This is a genomic window from Kingella sp. (in: b-proteobacteria) (assembly GCF_030527935.1).
In the GTDB taxonomy this organism is placed as follows: Bacteria; Pseudomonadota; Gammaproteobacteria; order Burkholderiales; family Neisseriaceae; genus Kingella_B.
Genome location: NZ_JAUMZV010000012.1, coordinates 36687 through 59383, shown reverse-complemented (window position 1 = coordinate 59383; position 22697 = coordinate 36687). Strand labels below are relative to the sequence as shown.

19 protein-coding genes and 1 tRNA gene are annotated in these 22697 nt (G+C 50.9%); 16 read left to right on the top strand and 4 right to left on the bottom strand.

Annotated elements, in window-relative coordinates; translation table 11 throughout:
- Window positions 1–65: 65 nt before the first annotated feature.
- The 14 genes from Q4A85_RS05550 (at window position 66) to Q4A85_RS05485 (ending at window position 14940) form a co-directional block, all read left to right on the top strand.
- Window positions 66–141, top strand: a tRNA-Trp gene (locus Q4A85_RS05550).
- 65 nt (window positions 142–206) lie between these two features.
- A complete protein-coding gene (gene secE / locus Q4A85_RS05545) occupies window positions 207–428 on the top strand; it encodes a preprotein translocase subunit SecE (RefSeq protein WP_303108383.1) in 222 nt (73 codons plus the stop codon).
- 2 nt (window positions 429–430) lie between these two features.
- Entirely contained in the window at window positions 431–970 is a 540-nt protein-coding gene (gene nusG, locus Q4A85_RS05540) for a transcription termination/antitermination protein NusG (protein ID WP_303108381.1), read from the top strand.
- A 118-nt stretch (window positions 971–1088) separates the two neighbouring features.
- Window positions 1089–1523, top strand: a complete 435-nt coding sequence (rplK, locus tag Q4A85_RS05535; RefSeq protein ID WP_303108379.1) for a 50S ribosomal protein L11 — start codon at window positions 1089–1091, stop codon at window positions 1521–1523.
- A complete protein-coding gene (gene rplA, locus Q4A85_RS05530) occupies window positions 1523–2218 on the top strand; it encodes a 50S ribosomal protein L1 (protein WP_303108377.1) in 696 nt (231 codons plus the stop codon). The genes rplK and rplA overlap by 1 nt, the downstream gene beginning before the upstream one ends.
- A 247-nt stretch (window positions 2219–2465) precedes the next feature.
- Complete coding sequence (gene rplJ / locus Q4A85_RS05525) at window positions 2466–2963, top strand: 50S ribosomal protein L10 (protein ID WP_303108375.1); 498 nt, start codon at window positions 2466–2468, stop codon at window positions 2961–2963.
- 82 nt (window positions 2964–3045) lie between these two features.
- A complete protein-coding gene (gene rplL / locus Q4A85_RS05520; protein ID WP_003793150.1) occupies window positions 3046–3420 on the top strand; it encodes a 50S ribosomal protein L7/L12 in 375 nt (124 codons plus the stop codon).
- 277 nt (window positions 3421–3697) lie between these two features.
- A complete protein-coding gene (gene rpoB / locus Q4A85_RS05515) occupies window positions 3698–7894 on the top strand; it encodes a DNA-directed RNA polymerase subunit beta (RefSeq protein ID WP_303108372.1) in 4197 nt (1398 codons plus the stop codon).
- Between the two features lie 161 nt (window positions 7895–8055).
- Window positions 8056–12291: a DNA-directed RNA polymerase subunit beta' gene (gene rpoC, locus Q4A85_RS05510; protein WP_303108370.1), complete on the top strand. Its 4236-nt coding sequence runs from the start codon at window positions 8056–8058 to the stop codon at window positions 12289–12291.
- 284 nt (window positions 12292–12575) lie between these two features.
- Window positions 12576–13061: a prolyl-tRNA synthetase associated domain-containing protein gene (locus Q4A85_RS05505; protein ID WP_303108368.1), complete on the top strand. Its 486-nt coding sequence runs from the start codon at window positions 12576–12578 to the stop codon at window positions 13059–13061.
- 356 nt (window positions 13062–13417) lie between these two features.
- On the top strand, window positions 13418–13984 hold the full coding sequence (locus tag Q4A85_RS05500) for a hypothetical protein (protein WP_303108366.1): 567 nt from the start codon (window positions 13418–13420) through the stop codon (window positions 13982–13984).
- Window positions 13985–14050: 66 nt separating this feature from the next.
- Complete coding sequence (locus Q4A85_RS05495; RefSeq protein ID WP_303108364.1) at window positions 14051–14299, top strand: hypothetical protein; 249 nt, start codon at window positions 14051–14053, stop codon at window positions 14297–14299.
- Between the two features lie 112 nt (window positions 14300–14411).
- Window positions 14412–14771, top strand: a complete 360-nt coding sequence (locus Q4A85_RS05490; protein ID WP_303108362.1) for a hypothetical protein — start codon at window positions 14412–14414, stop codon at window positions 14769–14771.
- A 37-nt stretch (window positions 14772–14808) separates the two neighbouring features.
- Entirely contained in the window at window positions 14809–14940 is a 132-nt protein-coding gene (locus tag Q4A85_RS05485; RefSeq protein ID WP_303108360.1) for a hypothetical protein, read from the top strand.
- Between the two features lie 99 nt (window positions 14941–15039).
- Here the strand turns inward: Q4A85_RS05485 and uvrC are convergent, their stop codons facing one another.
- Complete coding sequence (uvrC, locus tag Q4A85_RS05480) at window positions 15040–16899, bottom strand: excinuclease ABC subunit UvrC (protein WP_303108358.1); 1860 nt, start codon at window positions 16897–16899, stop codon at window positions 15040–15042.
- 118 nt (window positions 16900–17017) lie between these two features.
- Window positions 17018–17872: a hypothetical protein gene (locus Q4A85_RS05475; RefSeq protein ID WP_303108356.1), complete on the bottom strand. Its 855-nt coding sequence runs from the start codon at window positions 17870–17872 to the stop codon at window positions 17018–17020.
- Between the two features lie 360 nt (window positions 17873–18232).
- Here Q4A85_RS05475 and Q4A85_RS05470 point away from each other — a divergent pair, with 360 nt between their 5' ends.
- Window positions 18233–19444, top strand: a complete 1212-nt coding sequence (locus Q4A85_RS05470; protein WP_303108355.1) for an esterase-like activity of phytase family protein — start codon at window positions 18233–18235, stop codon at window positions 19442–19444.
- 8 nt (window positions 19445–19452) lie between these two features.
- Here Q4A85_RS05470 and Q4A85_RS05465 read toward each other — a convergent pair whose 3' ends face one another.
- Window positions 19453–19593: a hypothetical protein gene (locus tag Q4A85_RS05465; RefSeq protein WP_303108354.1), complete on the bottom strand. Its 141-nt coding sequence runs from the start codon at window positions 19591–19593 to the stop codon at window positions 19453–19455.
- A 15-nt stretch (window positions 19594–19608) separates the two neighbouring features.
- Here Q4A85_RS05465 and Q4A85_RS05460 point away from each other — a divergent pair, with 15 nt between their 5' ends.
- Window positions 19609–19734, top strand: a complete 126-nt coding sequence (locus tag Q4A85_RS05460) for a hypothetical protein (protein WP_303108353.1) — start codon at window positions 19609–19611, stop codon at window positions 19732–19734.
- 64 nt (window positions 19735–19798) lie between these two features.
- On the opposite strand, the gene gyrA is transcribed toward Q4A85_RS05460, so the two are convergent.
- Entirely contained in the window at window positions 19799–22549 is a 2751-nt protein-coding gene (gene gyrA, locus Q4A85_RS05455; RefSeq protein WP_303108351.1) for a DNA gyrase subunit A, read from the bottom strand.
- Window positions 22550–22697: the final 148 nt, after the last annotated feature.

Below are 22697 nucleotides of genomic sequence, written 5' to 3'. Positions count from 1 at the left end.
TCGCGAAGGTGGTCGCACAGTAGGTGCGGGCGTTGTGGCTAGCGTGATTGCTTAAAAAGGTTAATAGGCCAATAGCTCAATTGGTAGAGTATCGGTCTCCAAAACCGAGGGTTGTAGGTTCGAGACCTACTTGGCCTGCCATAATAGAAAACTAACCGGTCTAAAATCGGTTAGTTTTTTTCTTATCTATTTACTTTGGGTGAAAAATGAATAAAAGTACTCACCAAGATAATCGATCCAGATTTAATCTGTTTCGTTACATCAAAGACTCTATTGCAGAAATAAAAAAAGTAGTATGGCCTAGTCGCAACGATACAGTGCGCATGACAATGTTTGTAATCGCGTTTACCTGTGTTTTTGCTAGTTTTATTTTTGGTGTAGATACCCTTATTAGGGTGATATTCAATTATATTTTAGTAAGGGGGTAACCATGTCAAAGCGATGGTACGTTGTGCAAGCCTATTCTGGTTTTGAAAAAAATGTGCAAAAAGCATTAAAAGAGAGAATAGTGCGAGAAAACATGGAGGATTGTTTTGGGCAGATTTTGGTCCCTGTTGAAGAAGTGGTTGATATTAAAAACGGGCGTAAAACTGTATCTGAAAGAAAATTTTTTCCAGGCTATGTATTGGTAGAAATGGAAATGACTGATGCTTCATGGCATCTTGTTAAAAGCACACCCCGAGTAAATGGTTTTATTGGGGGAACAGCAAATCGTCCGTTGCCTATATCTCAACGCGAAGTTAATGCCATCATGGAACAATTTGGCGGTATGCAAGGGGAGAAAAAACCTAAACCTAGAACTGAGTTTGAGGTTGGGCAACAAGTTCGAATCAATGATGGACCTTTTGCTGATTTCACGGGAGAAGTGGGTGCAGTTGATTATGAGCGCAGTAAATTGCGTGTTTCTGTTCAGGTTTTTGGCAGGGAGACACCTGTTGAGTTGGATTTTGGACAAGTGGAAAAAGTGTAAGACATATTCAACGCATTGCAACACGGTATTGCGCGAAACGAAATAGTTGTTTAAAATGCGCGGTTCATTTTGGGGAGCAGGTTTTCTGCGTTATACCCGTTTTTTGGAGTAAATTTACATGGCTAAAAAAGTAGTCGGCTATATCAAACTGCAAATCCCAGCAGGTAAAGCCAATCCTTCGCCACCAGTTGGTCCTGCATTGGGTCAGCGTGGTTTGAATATTATGGAATTTTGTAAGGCGTTTAATGCGGCAACGCAAGGTTTGGAGCCTGGCTTGCCTACGCCTGTGGTGATTACTGCTTATGCAGATAAATCATTCACATTTGTGATGAAAACGCCCCCTGCGTCCATCTTGCTGAAAAAGGCAGCTGGTTTGCAAAAGGGCAGTTCTAATCCTTTGACCAATAAAGTGGGCGTGGTAACACGTGCGCAGTTGGAAGAAATTGCTAAAACCAAACAGCCTGATTTAACTGCCGCTGATTTAGATGCTGCTGTGCGTACTATTGCAGGTTCTGCGCGTTCTATGGGCGTGGATACCGAAGGGGTGGTGTAATGGCTAAAATTTCTAAACGTTTAAAAGCAATTCGCGCAACAGTTGAAGCAAACAAACTGTATGCGATTGATGAAGCCATTGCTTTGGTAAAAAAAGCAGCAACAGCGAAATTTGATGAGTCTATTGACGTTTCATTTAACTTGGGCGTAGATCCACGTAAATCTGACCAAGTAATCCGTGGTTCTGTTGTGCTACCAAAAGGTACAGGTAAAACTACGCGCGTGGCTGTATTTACGCAAGGTGCCAATGCTGATGCGGCAAAAGCAGCTGGTGCAGATATTGTTGGTTTTGAAGATTTGGCAGAAGAAATCAAAAAAGGCAATATGGATTTTGATGTGGTGATTGCTTCGCCTGATGCCATGCGCATTGTGGGTCAATTGGGCACAATTTTGGGTCCACGTGGCTTGATGCCGAATCCTAAGGTTGGCACGGTAACGCCTAATGTGGCAGAAGCAGTTAAAAATGCCAAAGCAGGTCAGGTGCAATATCGTACCGATAAAGCAGGTATTGTTCATGCAACAATTGGTCGCGCTTCATTTGTGGAAGCAGATTTGAAAGAAAACTTTGATGCGTTGCTTGATGCTTTGGTAAAAGCAAAACCTGCTGCTGCCAAAGGTCAATATCTGAAAAAAATCGCCGTATCCAGCACAATGGGCTTGGGTGTGCGCGTAGATACATCTAGTGTTAATAGCTAAATAAACTTTGGGCTGTTTGAGAGTTTTCAGGCAGCCCGAAAACTGGGCTACTTAAATAAAATTAAGTAGAAGTCCAAGACCGTAGGGAACGCAAGTTTTAATCGTTAGAAACCCTACGCAGACGGTAGTCCTGAAACAAGGTGGTGCGTAAGCATATTGCTTGCAAAGTGTCTTTAATGTCAGGTTGCCGCGCTGGTGGGTAGTCTATTTTTCAGGCTGCCTAAATTTAAACAGTGGGAGGTAGACCTTGAGTCTCAATATTGAAACCAAGAAAGCAGCCGTAGAAGAGATTATTGCAGGTATTGGCAATGCTCAAACTATGGTGTTGGCTGAATATCGCGGTATCAGTGTTGCCAGCATGACTGAGCTGCGTGCTAATGCGCGTAAAGAAGGCGTTTATTTGCGCGTTCTGAAAAACACATTGGCTCGCCGTGCGGTTGAAGGAACTTCTTTCGCAGCTTTGGCTGACCAAATGGTTGGTCCATTGGTATATGCCGCATCGGAAGATGCTGTTGCCGCTGCGAAAGTGCTGCATCAATTCGCGAAAAAAGACGACAAAATCATCATCAAAGCTGGTGCTTATAACGGCGAAGTGTTAGACGTTACCCAAGTAGGCGAACTGGCTTCTATTCCAAGCCGCGAAGAGCTGTTGTCCAAACTGCTATTCGTTATGCAAGCACCTGTTTCAGGTTTTGCGCGTGGTTTGGCTGCGTTGGCAGAGAAAAAAGAAAGCGAAGCCGCTTAATTTTCTTGCCAACAGATGCATGAGATTGTATTTCTTAATTTAAACATTTTTGTATTTACTCAATATTTAGGAGTTTGATAGCATGGCTATTACTAAAGAAGACATTTTGGAAGCGGTAAGCAACCTAACTGTTATGGAATTGAACGAGCTGGTTAAGGCTTTTGAAGAAAAATTTGGCGTATCTGCTGCGGCTGTTGCTGTTGCGGCTGGTCCTGCTGCTGGCGGTGCTGCTGCTGGCGAAGCCAAAACTGAATTTGATGTGATTTTGGCGTCTGCTGGTGACCAAAAAGTTGGCGTGATTAAAGTGGTTCGTGCCATTACTGGCTTGGGCTTGAAAGAAGCCAAAGATTTGGTTGATGGTGCACCTAAAACACTTAAAGAAGGTGTTTCACAAGCCGAAGCTGACGACATCAAAAAACAATTGGAAGAAGCTGGCGCAAAAGTGGAAATCAAATAAGATTTCGCCAATTAGCGCAATGGGCTGGCAGTTTTACTGCCAGCCTTGTTGTGCTTTGAAATTCTCGTTTCGTGTAAATTTACCAAAATTTACTTCAACATTGTAAACATGAGTAAAATTTTGGTAGATCTATACTAATTCAGCTTTTCAGGCAGCCTGAAACAGGCTTGTTGTCTATTTTATTTGTTTTGATTATTTTGAATATTTGGGTTTTTCTGTTTTCAGGCAGCCTGAAATTCTGTTTTCGTCATTGTTGCCCATTTGGAGTATCTAAATTATGAGTTACACCTTTACCGAGAAAAAGCGCATCCGCAAAAGTTTCGCCAAACGTGAAACCGTTTTGGACGTGCCTTATCTGCTGACAACTCAGTTGGAATCGTATAGCAAGTTTTTGCAACAAGATCGCGCGCCCCAAAAACGCCAAGATGAAGGTTTACAAGCGGCATTCAGCTCCATTTTTCCCATTGTGAGCAACAATGGTTATGCAGAATTGCAATTTGACCAATATGTGTTGGGCGAACCAGAGTTTGACATTGCCGAATGCCAACTGCGTGGCATCACTTATGCTGCGCCGTTGCGTGCCAAAATTAAGCTGGCGATTTTCAATAAAGAAGGCTCAAACAAAGTAGAAGAGCGCGAATTGAAAGAAATTCGTGCCAACGATGTGTACATGGGTGAAATTCCTTTGATGACACCCAGCGGTTCGTTTGTGATTAACGGCACAGAGCGTGTCATCGTGTCGCAATTGCACCGTTCACCTGGTGTGTTCTTTGAGCATGACCGTGGCAAAACACACGCTTCGGGTAAGTTGTTGTTTTCTGCGCGCATTATTCCTTATCGCGGCTCGTGGCTGGATTTTGAGTTTGACCCCAAAGATTTGCTTTATTTCCGCATTGACCGCCGCCGCAAAATGCCTGTAACCATTTTGTTACGTGCATTGGGCTACTCCAATGAACAAATGCTGGACATGTTCTACGACAAGGAAACATATTTCTTGTCGCGCGAAGGCGTGCAAACTGAATTGGTGGCGGAACGCTTGCGTGGAGAAACGGCAAAATTTGATATTGTGGATAGCGAAGGCAAAGTATTGGTGGCGGCGGGCAAACGCATTAATGCCAAAAATATTCGCGATATTCAGGCTGCTGGTTTAACCCGCTTAACCATTGACCCTGAAATGTTGGTGGGCAAAGTATTGGCGCGTGATGTGATTGTGTCTGATACGGGCGAAGTGCTGGCTGCGGCAAACGATGAAATCACCGAAGAATTGCTGGCGCAATTTGATATTCAAGGCATTGGCGAAATTCAAACGTTGTTTATCAACGAAACCGAAGCGGGCGGATACATTTCTGCCACGCTGCGAACCGATGAAACTGCCGACAAACAAGCGGCGCGCATTGCCATTTATCGCATGATGCGCCCTGGTGAACCGCCTACCGAAGAAGCAGTAGAAGCCTTGTTCCACCGTATGTTCTTCCAAGAAGAAACGTATGATTTGTCGCGCGTGGGTCGTATGAAATTCAACACCCGCACTTATGAACAAAAACTGCTGCCTGCACAAGAAAACAACTGGTATGGCAGATTGCTCAATCAAACCTTTGCGGGCGTGGGCGAAAAAGAAGCCAAACTGCATATTCTGAGCGTGGAAGACATCGTAGTAACGATTGCCACGCTGGTGGAATTGCGCAATGGTCATGGCGAAGTGGACGATATTGACCACTTGGGCAACCGTCGCGTGCGTTCGGTGGGCGAATTGGTAGAAAACCAATTCCGCTCTGGTTTGGCGCGTGTGGAGCGTGCGGTTAAAGAGCGTTTGAACCAAGCTGAAAGCGAAGGCTTGATGCCAACCGATTTGATTAACGCGAAACCTGTTTCTGCCGCGATTAAAGAATTTTTTGGATCTAGCCAGTTGTCGCAATTTATGGACCAAACCAACCCGCTGTCTGAAATCACGCACAAACGCCGTGTTTCAGCCTTAGGACCAGGTGGCTTGACGCGTGAACGCGCAGGCTTTGAAGTGCGCGACGTGCACCCAACGCATTACGGCCGCGTTTGCCCCATTGAAACGCCAGAAGGTCCAAACATTGGTTTGATTAACTCGCTGTCGGTTTACGCGCGCACCAATGAATACGGCTTTTTGGAAACGCCGTATCGCCGCGTGGTAGACGGCAAAGTAACCAACGAAATTGATTATTTGTCGGCGATTGAAGAAGGTCGCTATGTGATTGCCCAAGCGAATACCGATTTGGACAAACACGGCAAATTGCTCGGCGATTTGATTACCTGCCGCGAAAAAGGCGAAACCATTTTGGCAACCGCCGACCGCGTGCAATATATGGACGTGGCAACAGGGCAAGTGGTTTCCGTGGCGGCTTCGTTGATTCCATTCTTGGAACACGATGACGCGAACCGCGCTTTGATGGGTGCGAACATGCAACGTCAAGCTGTGCCTTGCTTGCGTGCGGAAAAACCGCTGGTGGGCACAGGCATTGAACGCTCGGTAGCTGTGGACAGCGCGACTGCGATTGTGGCGCGACGTGGCGGCGTGGTGGAATACGTGGACGCAAACCGCGTGGTGGTGCGTGTGCATGATGATGAAGCAACTGCCAAAGAAGGCGGTGTGGATATTTACAATTTGGTGAAATTCACTCGCTCCAACCAATCCACCAACATCAACCAACGCCCAGCCGTAAGCGCAGGCGATGTGTTGCAACGTGGCGATTTGATTGCCGATGGCGCATCAACCGATTTGGGCGAACTCGCGCTCGGTCAAAACATGACCATCGCGTTTATGCCGTGGAATGGCTACAACTACGAAGACTCTATTTTGATTAGCGAAAGAGTGGCGGCAGACGACCGTTACACGTCTATCCACATTGAAGAGTTAAACGTGGTGGCGCGCGATACCAAGTTGGGCGCGGAAGACATCACGCGCGATATTCCAAACTTGTCCGAAAAAATGCAAAACCGTTTGGACGAAAGCGGCATCATTTATATTGGTGCGGAAGTGGAAGCGGGCGATGTGCTGGTGGGCAAAGTAACACCCAAAGGCGAAACGCAACTAACCCCCGAAGAAAAACTGCTGCGTGCCATTTTTGGCGAAAAAGCGTCTGATGTGAAAGATACTTCGCTGCGTATGCCAACAGGCATGAGCGGCACTGTGATTGATGTGCAAGTGTTTACCCGCGAGGGCATTCAACGCGACAAACGTGCTCAATCCATTATTGATGCGGAGTTGAAACGTTATCGCCAAGACTTGAACGACCAAATTCGTATTTTTGATAACGATACGTTTGACCGTATTCAACGCATGATTGTGGGACAAAAAGCCAATGGCGGCCCGAATAAATTGGGCAAAGGCAAAGAAATCACGCAAGAGTATTTGAGCGGATTAGCCAGTCGCCACGATTGGTTTGATATTCGTATTGCCGATGAAGAAATCGCCAAACAGCTTGAACTGATGAAATTGTCGTTGCAAGAAAAACGCAGCGAAGCCGAAGCCTTGTTTGAGATTAAAAAGAAAAAAATGACCCAAGGCGATGAGCTGCCCCCAGGTGTGCAAAAAATGGTGAAAGTGTTTATCGCCATTAAACGCCGTTTGCAAGCGGGCGACAAAATGGCGGGTCGCCACGGCAATAAAGGCGTGGTATCGCGCATTCTGCCTGTGGAAGATATGCCTTATATGGCAGACGGTCGCACGGTGGACATCGTGTTGAACCCGCTGGGCGTGCCTTCGCGTATGAATATTGGTCAGATTTTGGAAGTGCATTTGGGCTGGGCGGCAAAAGGCATTGGTCAGCGCATTGACAAAATGCTGCAAGAGCATCGCAAAGTGAAAGAAATCCGCAAGTTCTTGAACACGTTGTATAACGGCAGCGGCAAGCACGAGGATTTGGACAGCCTGAACGATGACGAAATTTTGGCATTGGCAGACAATCTGCGCCGTGGTGCAACCTTTGCTTCGCCTGTGTTTGATGGCGCGAAGGAAAAAGAAATCTACGAAATGCTGAACTTGGCGTATCCAAGCGATGACCCCGAAGTGCAAAAATTGGGCTTTAACGACACCAAAACGCAAATCACGCTGTATGACGGGCGTTCGGGCGAGCCGTTTGACCGCCGCGTTACCGTGGGCGTGATGCACTATCTGAAACTGCACCACTTGGTTGATGAGAAAATGCACGCGCGTTCAACTGGTCCATATAGCTTGGTAACGCAACAACCGTTGGGCGGTAAAGCGCAGTTCGGTGGTCAGCGTTTCGGCGAGATGGAGGTGTGGGCATTGGAAGCATACGGCGCGGCTTACACGCTGCAAGAGATGCTGACGGTGAAATCCGATGACGTTACAGGGCGCACCAAAATGTATGAAAACATCGTTAAAGGCGAACACAAAATTGATGCGGGCATGCCCGAGTCGTTTAACGTGATTGTGAAAGAAATCCGTTCGCTGGGCTTGGATATTGATTTGGAAAATAATTGATGCCAAGAGAGGCAGCCTGAAAAGCCAGAAAACCGTTTCAGGCTGCATCTAAACCCTAGCGATGCTGAGGCAGCCTGAAAATAGAAATATGCCATCAAACAGGTTTCAGGCAGCCTGAAAGCGACCCCATTGCAAAAATCGCCCAATTATTAGGAGCAAAAATGAACCTAACCGATTTATTCGCCCCCCTGCAACAAGCAGGTTCAGAAGAATTTGATGCCATTAAAATCGGCATCGCTTCCCCCGAGACTATTCGCTCATGGTCTTATGGCGAAGTGAAAAAGCCCGAAACCATTAACTACCGAACCTTCAAGCCCGAGCGTGATGGCTTGTTCTGCGCCAAAATTTTCGGTCCGGTTAAAGACTACGAATGCCTGTGCGGCAAATACAAACGCCTGAAATTCAAAGGCGTAACCTGCGAAAAATGCGGCGTAGAAGTAACGCTGACCAAAGTGCGCCGCGAGCGCATGGGGCATATTGAGCTGGCCGCACCCGTTGCCCACATTTGGTTTTTGAAATCGCTGCCATCGCGCTTGGGCATGGTGTTGGACATGACTTTGCGCGATATTGAGCGCGTGTTGTACTTTGAAGCCTTTGTGGTAACCGACCCCGGTTTAACCACGCTGCAACGCCGCCAATTGCTCACCGAAGAAGACTACAACAACAAACTGGAAGAATACGGCGAAGAATTTGATGCCCACATGGGCGCGGAAGGCATACGCGAGTTGCTACGCAGCCTGAATGTGGAGCAAGAAATTGAAATTTTGCGTCAAGAATTGCAAGCCACCAGCTCCGACACCAAAATCAAAAAAATCGCCAAACGCTTGAAAGTGCTGGAAGCGTTCCACCGCAGCGGCATGAAGCTGGAATGGATGATTATGGACGTGCTGCCCGTGCTGCCGCCCGATTTGCGCCCACTCGTGCCTTTGGACGGCGGACGTTTTGCCACTTCCGATTTGAACGATTTGTATCGCCGCGTGATTAACCGCAACAACCGTTTGAAACGCTTGTTGGAATTGCGCGCGCCCGACATTATCGTGCGCAACGAAAAACGTATGCTGCAAGAAGCCGTGGACAGCCTGCTGGACAACGGTCGCCGTGGCAAAGCCATGACGGGCGCAAATAAACGCCCATTGAAATCGCTGGCAGACATGATTAAAGGTAAGAGCGGTCGTTTCCGTCAAAACCTGCTGGGTAAACGCGTGGACTATTCTGGTCGTTCCGTGATTACCGTAGGCCCTTACCTGCGCCTGCACCAATGCGGCTTGCCGAAAAAAATGGCGTTGGAATTGTTCAAACCGTTTATTTTCCACAAACTAGAACAGCGCGAACTGGCGACCACTGTTAAGGCGGCCAAAAAATTGGTAGAACAAGAAGTGCCCGAAGTGTGGGACATCTTGGAAGAAGTGATTCGCGAACACCCCATTTTGCTCAACCGTGCGCCTACTTTGCACCGCTTAGGTATTCAAGCGTTTGAGCCAATTTTGATTGAAGGCAAAGCCATTCAGCTGCACCCCTTGGTGTGCGCCGCGTTTAACGCCGACTTTGACGGCGACCAAATGGCGGTTCACGTGCCATTGAGCTTGGAAGCGCAAATGGAAGCACGCACGCTGATGCTGGCTTCTAACAACGTACTTGCGCCTGCCAACGGCGAGCCAATTATCGTGCCGTCGCAAGACATCGTGTTGGGCTTGTATTACATGACGCGCGACAAAATCAACGGCTTGGGCGAAGGCTCGCTGTTTGCCGATGTGAAAGAAGTGCACCGCGCGTATCACACCAAACAAGTGGAATTGGGCACCAAAATCACCGTGCGCCTGAAAGAGTGGGTGAAAAACGATGAGGGCGAATACGAAGCCGTGATTAACCGCTACGACACCACCGTTGGACGCGCGTTGTTAAGCGAAATTTTGCCCAAAGGCTTGCCATTTAACTACATTGATAAAGCGTTGAAGAAAAAAGCGATTTCGCAACTGATTAACGCATCGTTCCGCTTGTGCGGTTTGCGCGACACGGTGATTTTTGCCGACCATTTGATGTACACAGGTTTTGCTTTGGCGGCCAAAGGCGGCATTTCCATTTGCGTGGACGACATGGAAATTCCAAAAGAAAAACCCAAATTGCTTGCCGAAGCCAACGCCGAAGTGAAAGAAATTGAAGACCAATACCGTCAGGGTTTGGTAACCAACGGCGAACGCTACAACAAAGTGGTGGATATTTGGGGACGCGCGGGCGACAAAATCGCCAAGGCGATGATGGACAATTTGTCGGTGCAAAAAGTGCAAGACCGCGAGGGCAACACCGTAAACCAAGAGTCGTTTAACTCCATTTATATGATGGCGGACTCTGGGGCGCGGGGTTCAGCAGCGCAGATTAAACAGTTATCAGGCATGCGCGGTTTGATGGCGAAACCTGACGGCTCAATCATTGAAACGCCGATTACCGCGAACTTCCGCGAGGGCTTGACCGTATTGCAATACTTTATTGCGACCCACGGTGCGCGTAAAGGCTTGGCGGATACCGCGTTGAAAACCGCGAACTCGGGTTATTTGACCCGTCGCTTGGTGGACGTTACCCAAGATTTGGTGGTGGTGGAAGACGATTGCGGCACGGACGAGGGCTTTGCCATGAAAGCCGTGGTGCAAGGTGGCGACATCATTGAAGCTCTGCGCGACCGTATTTTAGGGCGCGTTACCGCCACCGATGTGATTGACCCCAATTCGGGTGCAACCATTATTGAAGCGGGCACGTTGCTAGACGAAAAACTGGTTGATTTGATTGACAATTCGGGCGTGGACGAAGTGAAAGTTCGCACACCGATTACCTGCCAAACCCGCTATGGCTTGTGCGCGAAATGCTACGGACGCGATTTGGCGCGCGGTAAATTGGTGAACGCGGGCGAAGCCGTTGGCGTGATTGCAGCGCAATCCATCGGCGAACCCGGTACTCAGCTGACGATGCGTACCTTCCACATTGGTGGTGCGGCATCGCGTGCGGCGGCGGCGAGCCAAGTGGAAGCCAAATCTAACGGCACGGTGCGTTTTGGTGGGCAAATGCGTTACATCGCCAACAACAAAGGCGAGCTCATCGTGATTGGTCGCTCATGCGAAATCATGATTTTGGACGCGGCAGGTCGTGAACGCGAGTTGCACAAAATCCCTTACGGCGCAACGCTGAAAGTTACCGATGGCGAAGAGTTGAAAGCGGGCACAACGCTGGCAACTTGGGACCCGCACACCCACCCCATGATTACCGAACATGCAGGTCGTGTGGAGTTTGAAAACGTGGAAGAGGGCGTTACCGTTACCCGCCAAACCGATGATGTTACGGGCTTGTCCACTTTGGTGGTGATTGACGGCAAACGCCGCGCCAGCACCAGCAAATTGCTGCGCCCAACGGTGAAACTGTTGGACGAAAACGGCGAGCCTGTGTTGATTGCGGGCACGCAAACGCCTGTTAGCATGACTTTCCCTGTGGGCGCAATTATCCAAGTGCGCGAGGGGCAGGAAATTGGTAAGGGCGATGTGTTGGCGCGTATTCCGCAAGCCACCACCAAAACGCGCGATATTACGGGCGGTTTGCCGCGCGTAGCCGAATTGTTTGAAGCGCGTGTGCCGAAAGACGCGGGTATGCTGGCGGAAGTTACTGGCACGGTGTCGTTTGGTAAGGAAACCAAAGGCAAACAGCGCCTTGTGATTACCGATTTGGACGGCGCAACCCACGAAACCTTGATTTCCAAAGAGAAACAGCTTTTGGTGCATGATGGCCAAGTGGTGAACCGTGGCGAAACGGTGGTGGACGGCGCGGTTGACCCGCACGACATCTTGCGTTTGCAAGGCATCGAGGCATTAACGCGCTACATCGTGCAAGAAGTGCAAGAAGTGTATCGCTTGCAAGGTGTGAAAATTTCCGATAAGCACATTGAAGTGATTATTCGCCAAATGCTGCGCCGCGTGAGCATTGTGGACGCGGGCGATACCCATTTCATCACAGGCGAGCAAGTGGAACGCGCCGAAGTGATGATGGCTAATGAAGCGGCGATTGCAGCGGGCAAAGAGCCAGCGCGGTTTGATAACGTGTTGCTCGGTATCACCAAAGCGTCTTTGAGCACCGACAGCTTTATCTCGGCGGCTTCGTTCCAAGAAACCACGCGCGTGCTCACCGAAGCGGCGATTATGGGGCGCAAAGACGACTTGCGCGGCTTGAAAGAAAACGTGATTGTGGGTCGCTTGATTCCTGCGGGCACGGGTTTGAGCTACCACCGCGCTCGCCGCGCCGCTTGGGCAGGACAACGCGCCGCCGCAGCCGTGGCGGCTGTGGCAGAAAGCAGCGAAGTGATGGCAGCGGAAGCGGCAGAAGCAGCCGATGCCGTGGCTATGGATAACGAAGAAGCATAAAGCGCAGCTATAAAGGCAGCCTGAAAACGAGTAAAATCGCGTTTCAGGCTGCCTTTTTATTTACTTAATCTGAAACCTTTGCGAGACCCTAGGGCAGCCTGAAAATAAGAAATGCCGTCATTCCCGCGTAGGCGGAAATCTTGGTTACATTTAAACAACAGTCTGTTTCTGCAACCGTTTCTGAATATCAAACAAGATTCCCGCCTACGCGGGAATGACGGAGAATTGACTATTTCTTGTTTGTCTTAGGTTTTGCAAAGATTTCAACCCGAAAGGAGTACACGATGACCATGCCCACCCCCGATGTGGCTTATGATGTGTTGGCAAAATTGAACATTGCCTATGAGCGATTAGACCATGCGCCGATTACTTCGGTGCGCGACACGGATATTGTGTTGCCTGGTCAGCAAGTCAAAAACCTGTGCCTGAAAACCAAAAAGGGCAAGCAGTATTTTTTGGTGATTTTGCGTGATGAAAAAAGCGCGGATTTAAAACGCTTGGCGGAGGCGTTGGGCGTGAGCCGTTTGTCGTTTGTGGGCGATGAAGAATTGGCGGAACTGCTGGCGGTGGAAGCGGGCGCGGTTACGCCGTTTGGCGTGCTGTTTGATGCGGACAACAAGGTGCAAGTGGTGATTGATGCGGAAGTGGACGCAACGCAAACGGTGGGCTTTCACCCGTTTATCAACACCACCACGCTCAATATTGCCTACGCGGATTTTGTGCGCTTTTTGGAATATGTGGGGCATTTGCCGCTGCGCGTGATGTGTTGATTGCGCTCAGCTCTGTTTTCAGGCTGCCTTAGTGGTTGGAAAAAGACACATTAGGCAGCCTGAAAAACATTGAGCGAGTTGGGCGAAATGGCAAACTCGGGTATCATGCTTGTGCTTGCTCGTTTGGCTTTGGTTTTACCACGATACAAGCAGCCTGAAAGTGAGAACCTGCATTCACTATTTTTATAGGTAGATTTGATGACATAAAAGCGCGGATACAAGGCAAAAAGCGCAGCAAGGTGAACACCTTGCGAGCATTTTTAACGCGGTAGCCGCGTTTTTAGGGCATTAAAGATGCCTATGAAAATAGTGAATGCAGATTCTGATTTCTTAATCTAATTTATATGGAGTGTTGTATGTCTATCATCAAAATGATTAAAAGTTTGTTGGGCTTGGCGGGCGTGGACGAGACCACGGCAACGGCGATTGGCGGCGTGGCGCAAATGGCGGCGGGCATGGCGCAATCGTCTGCCAATTCGGATGCGTTGGATATGTATTCCGCGCAACGGTATGTGTTTGGCATTGCACGCAGCGTGAGCGGATTGAACACGGAAGATTTTACTGACGCGCTCAAACGCCGCAGCTTTGACGAGGCAGAGATGAAAATTGATACTTTGCGCGAGGATGCGCAAGACTTGGTGAACGATATGCGCGAAGAAGAGCCCGAAGAAGCGGTAAACAACGATATGTCGCTGGCGAAAGCCGCCATCGCGCACGCCGAAGCGTTTGGCAAACTGTTGCCCGAGTTGAAAAACATTGTGGCGTTGTGCCGTAATCAGTCCGATGAGAGTAGCAATACGCCCGAGCTGGACGCGGCGTTTAAAGCGTTTAACGATAAACACGTTGCGCTGACCGATGAGTGGAACAACGCGCTCAATGCGTTTATGGCGAAACACAAAATCCCCGCGCAAATGGGAGAATAAGCCCGTGGCAGCCTGAAAGTGGTTTTCAGGCTGCCTTATTTTTATTGCAATACAAGGAGATGATTGATGAAACAAGTTCGCACAGCCGTAGTGGCTACTTTATTGTTGGCAGCATCATGGGCGATTGCCGCGCCGTCGCCAGTGAAAATGGAAGGCAAAACTTTGCCGCAGGAATTTGTGGGGCAAATGACGCAATCGGAACGGCTGAAAGAATATATCCCCGCCAACGAAACCTTTGAGCGGTGGACGCGCTTGATGGGGTTGCGTTTGCAAAATGCGGCGCAGATTAAGAACCTGTATTCATTATTTGCATAGGCAGATTTGATGGCATAAAAGCGCGGATACAAGGCAAAAAGCACAGCAAGGTTGAACACCTTGCGAGCATTTTTAACGCAGTAGCCGCGTTTTTAGGGTATTAAAGATGCCTATGCAAATAATGAATACAGGTTCTAATAACGACCCGCTGCAAATGGCGCAGAATATGGCGGCTTTGGCGCGGCGACAATATCCTGATATGCCGCAGCCGAATGTTTTGCCGCAGAAGGATGGGACGATTGTGCAGTTTTATGCTTACCAAGCGGGCAAAAATGGTGTGATTGAGTCCAATGTGTTCCGCTATTGGAAAGGCAAAGATGGGCTGTATTCTTTGCAGTTTGCCCGCCGCACGCCCTTGTCTGCTGTAAACGAGACGAGTGCGAAAAAATTGGCAAATCAGAATGTTGTGCTGATTAAAGAGATTGCTGATGTGGATAAGCAGAAAATAGAGAAGGCGTTGATGTTGCGTTGATGGTGTTCTATGCGCCAAAGGCAGCCTGAAAATTAAAATGGAGCGGCGACGGCTCGTCGCCAAATTGGTTATTAAACAGCGCATTACTGATTTGCCAAGATGTCGGCGAGCCGCCGACGCTCCATCGGTTACAGGTTTGGCAAAGGTTTTTCAGGCTGCCTATGTGTAGGGAATAACGGTGCAGTATATTTTTTAGGACATCACCCAAAAGAAAAGGCAGCCTGAAAACACATCCGTTCGTTTTCAGGCTGCCTTTTGCGCTGCGCCCCTAGCCATGAAAATACCCGTAAATCTTCTCTGCCAGCGCGCGGCTGATGCCATCGGTTTTGGCTAAATCGTCGATGCTGGCGGCTTGCACGCCGCGCAGTCCGCCAAAGCGGGTTAGGAGCGCGGCTTTGCGTTTTGCGCCGATGCCGTCGATGTCGCCCAGCGATGATGTGATGCGGGCTTTGTCGCGTTTGGCGCGCATGCCTGTGATGGCGAAGCGGTGGGATTCGTCGCGCACGGTTTGCAGCAGGTGCAGCGCGGGGCTGTTGGGCGGTAGCCTGAATTGCTGGTTTTGGAACGGCAAAATCAGTTCTTCCAAGCCTGCTTTGCGTTCTACGCCTTTGGCGATGCCCACCAGCGGGATGTGTAAGCCCAGCTCGGCCCATACTTCGGTTGCCATGCGGATTTGCCCTTTGCCGCCGTCAATCAGCACGGCATCGGGGAAACGCACGGTTTCGCCGTTGTTGCGGGCTTGTTGCATTTTGCCGTAGCGGCGGGTGAGCACTTCGCGCATGGCGGCGTAGTCGTCGCCTGCTTTGGCGGTGGTGATGGTGTAGCGGCGGTATTGGCCGGGTTGCATGGCGTAGCCGTCATAGACGACACAGCTAGCGAGAGTGGCTTCGCCTTGGGTGTGGCTGATGTCAAAGCATTCTAGGCGTTGCAATTCGTTTTCAGGCAGCCCGATGATGGCGGCAAGGGCGGCAACGCGCTCTTGCTGGTTGCTGTTTTGCAGTTGATGTTGCGCTAGGGCGTGTTCGGCGTTGCGCGTTGCCATGTTGAGCCACACTTTGCGCTCGCCGCGCTCGCCTTGGCTGAACACGATTTGGCGCGGGTGTTCGCTGTTGAGCGCGGTTTGCAGGCTTTCAGGCAGCCTGAAATGACTGATGAACACGTCGGGCTTGGGCTTGCCCAGATAATGTTGGGCGATAAAGGCTTCGGCGTAGTCTTGCGGATTGGGGTTGGGGTCTTGGCGGGTGTCGGGGAAGAAGCTGCGGTCGCCCACGTGCCGCCCGCCGCGTATGCTCACCCAATGCAGGCAGATGCTGCCTTGCGCTTGGGCGATGGCGATGATGTCTATGTCTTGCTGTTTGCTGTTTTGGTTTTGGCTGTCGATGAATTGTTTGGATTGCATCACGGCTAGGGCTTGGATTTGGTCGCGCAGCCCTGCAGCACGTTCAAAGTCTAGCCGTTCGGCGGCTTCGTGCATGGCGGCTTCTAAATCGCGGGTTAAATCGGCGGTGCGCCCGTTTAAAAAGGCGGTGGCGCAGCGCACTTGCTCGGCATATTCTTCGGCGGAAACTGCGCCCACGCAGGGGGCGGAGCAGCGTTTGATTTGGGCGAGCAGGCAGGGGCGGTCGCGGTGGGCGAACACGCTGTCTTCGCAGGTGCGCAGTTGGAATACTTTTTGCAAAATTTCTATGCTGTCGCGCACGGCGTAGCCATTGGGATAGGGCCCGAAGTATTGGTTGGGCTTTTTCAGGCTGCCGCGATAGTAGGCAAGCTGGGGGTAGGCGTGCCCGCTAATCATTAAATACGGATAGGATTTGTCATCGCGGAACAGGATGTTGTATTTGGGCGAGAGCGATTTGATGAGATTGTTTTCCAAAATCAGGGCTTCGGCTTCGCTTTGGGTGAGCGTGATTTCTATCCGCGCCACTTGTTTGAGCATGAGCTGGATGCGTGGCGAATGGCCGTTTTTTTGGAAATAGCTGGACACGCGGCGTTTTAGATTGACCGCTTTGCCAACGTATAACACCGTGCCATCGGCGGCTATCATGCGATACACGCCTGCGCTGTTGGGCAGGGATTTTAGGAAGATTTCTAGGTTGAAGTCGTTGGGTTGGGGGGCGGCGGTGGGCATTTTCAGGCTGCCTATTGGATGATTTTGGGATGGTAGTGGGGAATAAGGCAGCCTGAAAGTGGAAAACGGCTTTCAGGCTGCCTTGGGCGATGGCTCGGCTTGCTGTTTTCAGGCTGCCTTAGATAGCGTTTTGCATCGCGCCATCCACCTGTTGCAAGCCCGTTTCCAGTTTGTCTTGAATGCTGTCGCAAGCAATCGGCTGGGCGGCTTCGTTCCAGCAATAAGCCGTGTTGAATTTCCCGCCGCTGGCAGCGATGTCGCCTTGAAACATTGCGCTGCCGTTGGGGTAGAACACAATGGCGCGGATGGTGTCGCCTTGTTTGTTCACAACGGATGCGATTTGGGCGTTGTCGTCCAAGATGTAGTTGGTTAAGCCTTGGCTGGTTTTTTCCATTGCCAGCACGGCTTTGCCACGGCGCACGTTCACAATAATATTGTCAGACGCGCCTTGTTTAAAATCGCCAATTTGCGCCACATCGCCGCCGCGCGAGAACCACACAATCTGCCCATCGCTTCCATCAGAATCAAACGATTCAATATCGGCATCGTTTTTCAGCACAAAGGGCGAAGTTTGCGGCGTTTGGCTGCTTTGGTAAAAATCTTGCACCACGCGCTTGCCATCGGCGGTTTTGCCCAGCAATTCGCGGTAATAGCCTTCATTGCTGGGCGCGCTGGCGATTTGGCTGTCGCGGTCAAAGTAGTAAACCGTTTTTTCTTTGGCGGGCGTGAACGCAATGGGGCTGGTGTAGCTTTGGCTGTTTTGCGTGGCGATTTGCTGCCAGCCATCGGGCAAGCGCAGCGCATAATCGGCGGTGCGCGGCGCGGTTTGGTTGTGCAAGGTTGCTTTGGCATCCGATTGAGCCAAGCCAACCAATGCGCCGATTGTTCTTACCAGCGCGGCGGCATCATCCGCATTACGGCAGCCTGAAAGCAACAACGCGCACAGCAAAACAATGGTGGTTTTTTGCAACATTTTGAATAACCTTTTCAACAAAAATAAGAGATTTTAACGTTTTTTGGGGTAGTCTTGACTTCTCGCCTTATTTCTTAACAAAAAATAAATTAGAATGCGCACTTTTTTACAAACCACACCTTAAATTAACAGGTGGTGTCCTAAAAAGTATGCTGGCTTAATTATTGTTGATAGAAAGCAGTATTGGTTAGAAATTCTGCAATCTGTTCCTTCCCCCGCTGGCGGGGGAAGGCTAGGATGGGGGAGGTAGGTTTGAACAGCCACCCCACCTCACCCCACCCTAACCCTCCCCCGCCAGCGGGAGAGGAGACAGCAGTGCAGCATACTTTTTAGGACACCACCAATTAACAAAGGGAAATTATGAAACACACCATTCTTGCCGCCGTTATCGGTTTACTCGTTGCCCAGCCAGCCCTTGCCGAAACCCTGCCCATGCCCGTGGAAAAGCTGGGCGAAGTGCAAGGCGTGCCGTTTTACAAAGGCTACGGCTCGTCCATTGATGCCGACCCGCAAAACCCCAAGCGGTTCTACGGCTTAACCGACCGCGGGCCCAATGCCGATGGCGGCGAAAACGTAAAAATTTTCCTATTGCCCCGTTTCACCCCCAGCATCGGGCATTTTGAAATCCAAGCCAACGGCACGATTAAAAAACTGCGCGACATTCCGCTCCGAGATGCCAGCGGCAACCCGCTCACAGGCTTGCCCAACCCCGCAGGCTACGGCACATCCAAAGAAACCGTGGTAGATGCCAACCACCAGCCCTTGCAGCGCGATAAAACAGGCATAGACAGCGAAGGGCTGGCGGTGATGAAGGACGGCACATTTTGGGTGTCAGACGAATACGGTCCGCACATCGTGCATTTTGACCGCAACGGCATTGAGCTGGAACGCATGAGCCCGCGCGGCGTGCAAACCACAGGTCGCCGCCTGCCCGCCGTGCTCGGGCATCTGCGCCCCAATCGCGGCATGGAAGGCATCACCACCACGCCGAGCAACCGCGTGTTGGTGGGCATCATGCAGTCCGCGCTGCACAACCCCAGTAAGCAAGCGGTGCTGAACAAATCGGTAACCCGCATTTTGGTGTTTGACTTGGCAACGGGCAAAACCAAGCAATATCTGTATCAACAAGGCGGCGATTATTGGAAAAACTCCGAAATCCGCGCGCTGGACGAACATCGCTTTTTGGTGGACGAACACAACGGCAAAACGGTGAAACACGTTTATCTGATTGATTTGAACGGCGCAACCGATGTTTCCGACCCCGCCGACAGCGAAACGGGTTTAAAAGTGAACGGCAAAGCGATTGAAGAAAACACATGGGAAGAGCTTGCCGCAGCGGGCATCAAGCCTGTAAACAAAACGCTGGTGAGCGATGTGAAAAAAGACGTGGATTTTCAGTCGTCCAAATTTGAAGGCATGTGGGTTGCCGACGGCGGCAAAACGCTGTGGATTATCAACGATGATGACTTTGGCATTGATTCCAAAGACGAAAAAACCATCGTGCCCAAACGCCTGCCCAACGGCGAAACCGATGCCACGCGGTTGTATCGCATTCCGTTGAATATCAAATAATGCAACATTTAGGCAGCCTGAAAATGGGTTTGAATGCTGTTAGCTTCGCTCGTTTTCAGGCTGCCTATTTGCGGTGTGGGGTGTGTACCGTAGTTTGTAGGTCGGGCATTTATGCCCGACAAATACGAACACATAAAAACGTCGGGCATAAATGCCCGACCTACTTGGTTTTTGCAAAAGTTTCAGGCTGCCTAAAATATTTTACGCAACCCGCAACGCCTGTTGAATGCACCATTTGGCGACGAGCCGTTGCCGCTCCATCGTCCGCGCAACACGCAGCCCGCGCCTAACCAAAAGGCAGCCTAAAAACGCGATGGCTACGTTTTCAGGCTGCCTATTTCTCTGCGCGGCTATTTACGCTTCGGCGTTGCCATCCCCGCCGCTGCCGTCCTGTTCAACTGCATCAACCGCAGCCGCATCCACATCATCCGTGTCATCGCTTTCCGCCACAGGTTCAATGCTTACCAGCGTGGTGCCTTCGTCTAGGTTAATCAGCTTCACGCCCGCGGCGGTGCGCCCTGTTTCGCGTACTTGCTCCACTTTGGTGCGAATCAGCACGCCGCCCGATGTAATCAGCATCAAATCATCGTTGGGCGACACCAGCGTGGCGGCGACCAAATCGCCATTGCGCTCGCCTGTGTTGATGGCGATGTTGCCCTGCCCGCCTTTGCCCTTGCGCGGATAGCCGTCAATCGGCGTGCGTTTGCCGTAGCCGTTGGCGGTGGCGGTTAAGACTTGCAAGCCGCAGTTTTCTTGCGCCACCAGCAGGCTCACGATGCGCCCGTTTTCAGGCAGCCGCATCCCGCGCAAGCCGCCTGAACCGCGTCCGCTGGGGCGCACGCCGTTGCCCGATTTGGGCGCGGCGGTTTCGCTGTCGGCATCATCGTTTTCAGGCTGCATTTCGTTGTCTAACTCGGCATCATCGTCGGCGACATCGGCTTTGCCTGCCCAATATTCGTTAAAGCGCAAGGCTTTGCCCAAGTTGGAGAACAGCATGATGTCGTCTGCGCCGCTGGTTTTCACCGCGCCAATCAAGCTATCGCCTTCTTTGAGCGCGATGGCTTTGATGCCTTTGCTGCTCACATTTTTAAACGCAGAAAGCTGCACTTTTTTCACCATGCCCAGCGCGGTGGCGAAGAACACGTATTCGTTCTCTGGGAACTCGCGCACAGGCAAAATGGCGGAAACTTTTTCGTTTTCGTCGAGCTGAATCACGTTATTAATCGGGCGACCGCGCGAATTGCGCCCGCCTTCGGGCAGGCGATACACCTTAATCCAATGGCAGCGACCCAGATTGGTGAAGCACATCAGATAATCGTGCGTGTTGGCGATAAACAGCGTTTCAATAAAGTCTTCGTTTTTGGTGGCGGCAGCTTGTTTGCCGCGCCCGCCGCGCCGTTGCGCTTGGTAATCGCTGGTGGGCTGGGTTTTGATGTAGCCGCCGTGGGTGAGCGTTACCACCATGTCGCGCGGTGGGATTAAATCTTCATCGGCAATGTCGCCGCCACCAAAGGCGTTGATTTCGCTGCGCCGCTCGTCGCCAAACTGGCTTTTCATTTCTACTAATTCGTCTTCAATAATTTGGCGTACGCGCTCGGGTTTTGCCAAGATGTCTAACAAATCCACAATAATCGCCATCAATGCTTTGTATTCTTTAACGATTTCGTCTTGGTCTAGCCCTGTTAGGTTGCGCAGGCTCATGCGCAAAATGGCGCGGGCTTGCTCGTCCGACAGCCAATAGCCATCGGCTTTTAGCCCACGGTTTTCAGGCAGCCATTCGGGGCGGGCTTGGCTTAAATCCAAATCGCTGCGGCTGAGCATTTCGCTCACCAAGCTGGATTGCCAAGCGCGGCTCAACAAGGCTTCGCGCGCGGCTTCCACATCGGACGAAACCTTAATCAGCGCAATCATTTCGTCAATATTAGACAGTGCAACGGCTTTGCCTTCGGCGATATGCCCTTCGGCGCGGGCTTTTTTCAGGCGAAACAGCGTGCGGCGCGTTACTACTTCGTGGCGGTGGCGCAAAAATTCGCTCAAAATCTGTTTCAGATTAAGCAGGCGCGGCTGCCCATCCACCAGCGCAACCATGTTGATGCCAAAGGTGTCTTGCAGTTGCGTGAGTTTGTAGAGTTGATTCAGGATGACTTCGGCGTTTTCGTTGCGCTTCAATTCAATCACGATGCGCGTGCCGTCTTTGTCGGATTCGTCGCGCAGTTCGGCGATGCCTTCAATGTTTTTTTCGCGCACCAGCTCGCCAATTTTTTCCACCAGCTTGGCTTTGTTTACTTGATACGGGATTTCATCCACGATAATCGCTTCGCGCTCGCCGCCTTTGCCAATCGGTTCAAGATGCGTTTTGGCGCGAATGGCCACGCGCCCGCGCCCTGTTTGATAGCCCGCGCGCACGCCTGTTAAGCCGTAGATGGTTGCGCCTGTGGGGAAATCGGGGGCTTTGATGATGTCAATCAATTCGTTGATGTCGGCTTCGGGCTGGTGCAGCAAGTGTAGGCAGGCTGAAATGGTGTCGCTGAGATTGTGCGGCGGGATGTTGGTTGCCATGCCCACGGCGATGCCTTCCGAACCGTTTACCAGCAGCGCGGGAAAGCGGGTGGGCAGCACCAGCGGCTCTTGCTCGCTGCCGTCGTAGTTGTCGCCAAAATTAACGGTTTCTTCTTCAATATCCGCCAGCATTTCGTGGGCGATTTTTGCCATGCGGATTTCGGTGTAACGCATGGCCGCGGCCGCGTCGCCGTCCACCGAGCCGAAGTTGCCCTGCCCGTCCACCAGCATATAGCGCATGGAAAACGGCTGCGCCATACGCACGATGGTTTGGTACACGGCGGAATCGCCATGCGGGTGGTATTTACCAATCACATCGCCGACCACGCGGGCGGATTTTTTATACGCGCTGTTCCAGTTGTTTTTCAGCTCGTGCATGGCAAACAGCACGCGGCGATGCACGGGTTTTAAGCCATCGCGCACATCGGGCAGCGCGCGCCCAACGATAACGGACATGGCGTAATCCAGATAGGATTTTTTCATCTCGTCTTCTAGGCTGACGGCGATGGTTTCTTTGGCAAATTGGTGGTCGGTGGTGTGGGTCATGAGAGTATTTTGATGGGGTCAAAAAGGGGGCAATTTTAACATAAATTGCGGGGGTTCGGTTGGTTGTAAAACAAGGGGTTAGGGTGGGTTTGCGGATGAGAAAGGCAGCCTGAAACGCTAAATAGGGTTTCAGGCTGCCTTGGGTGTG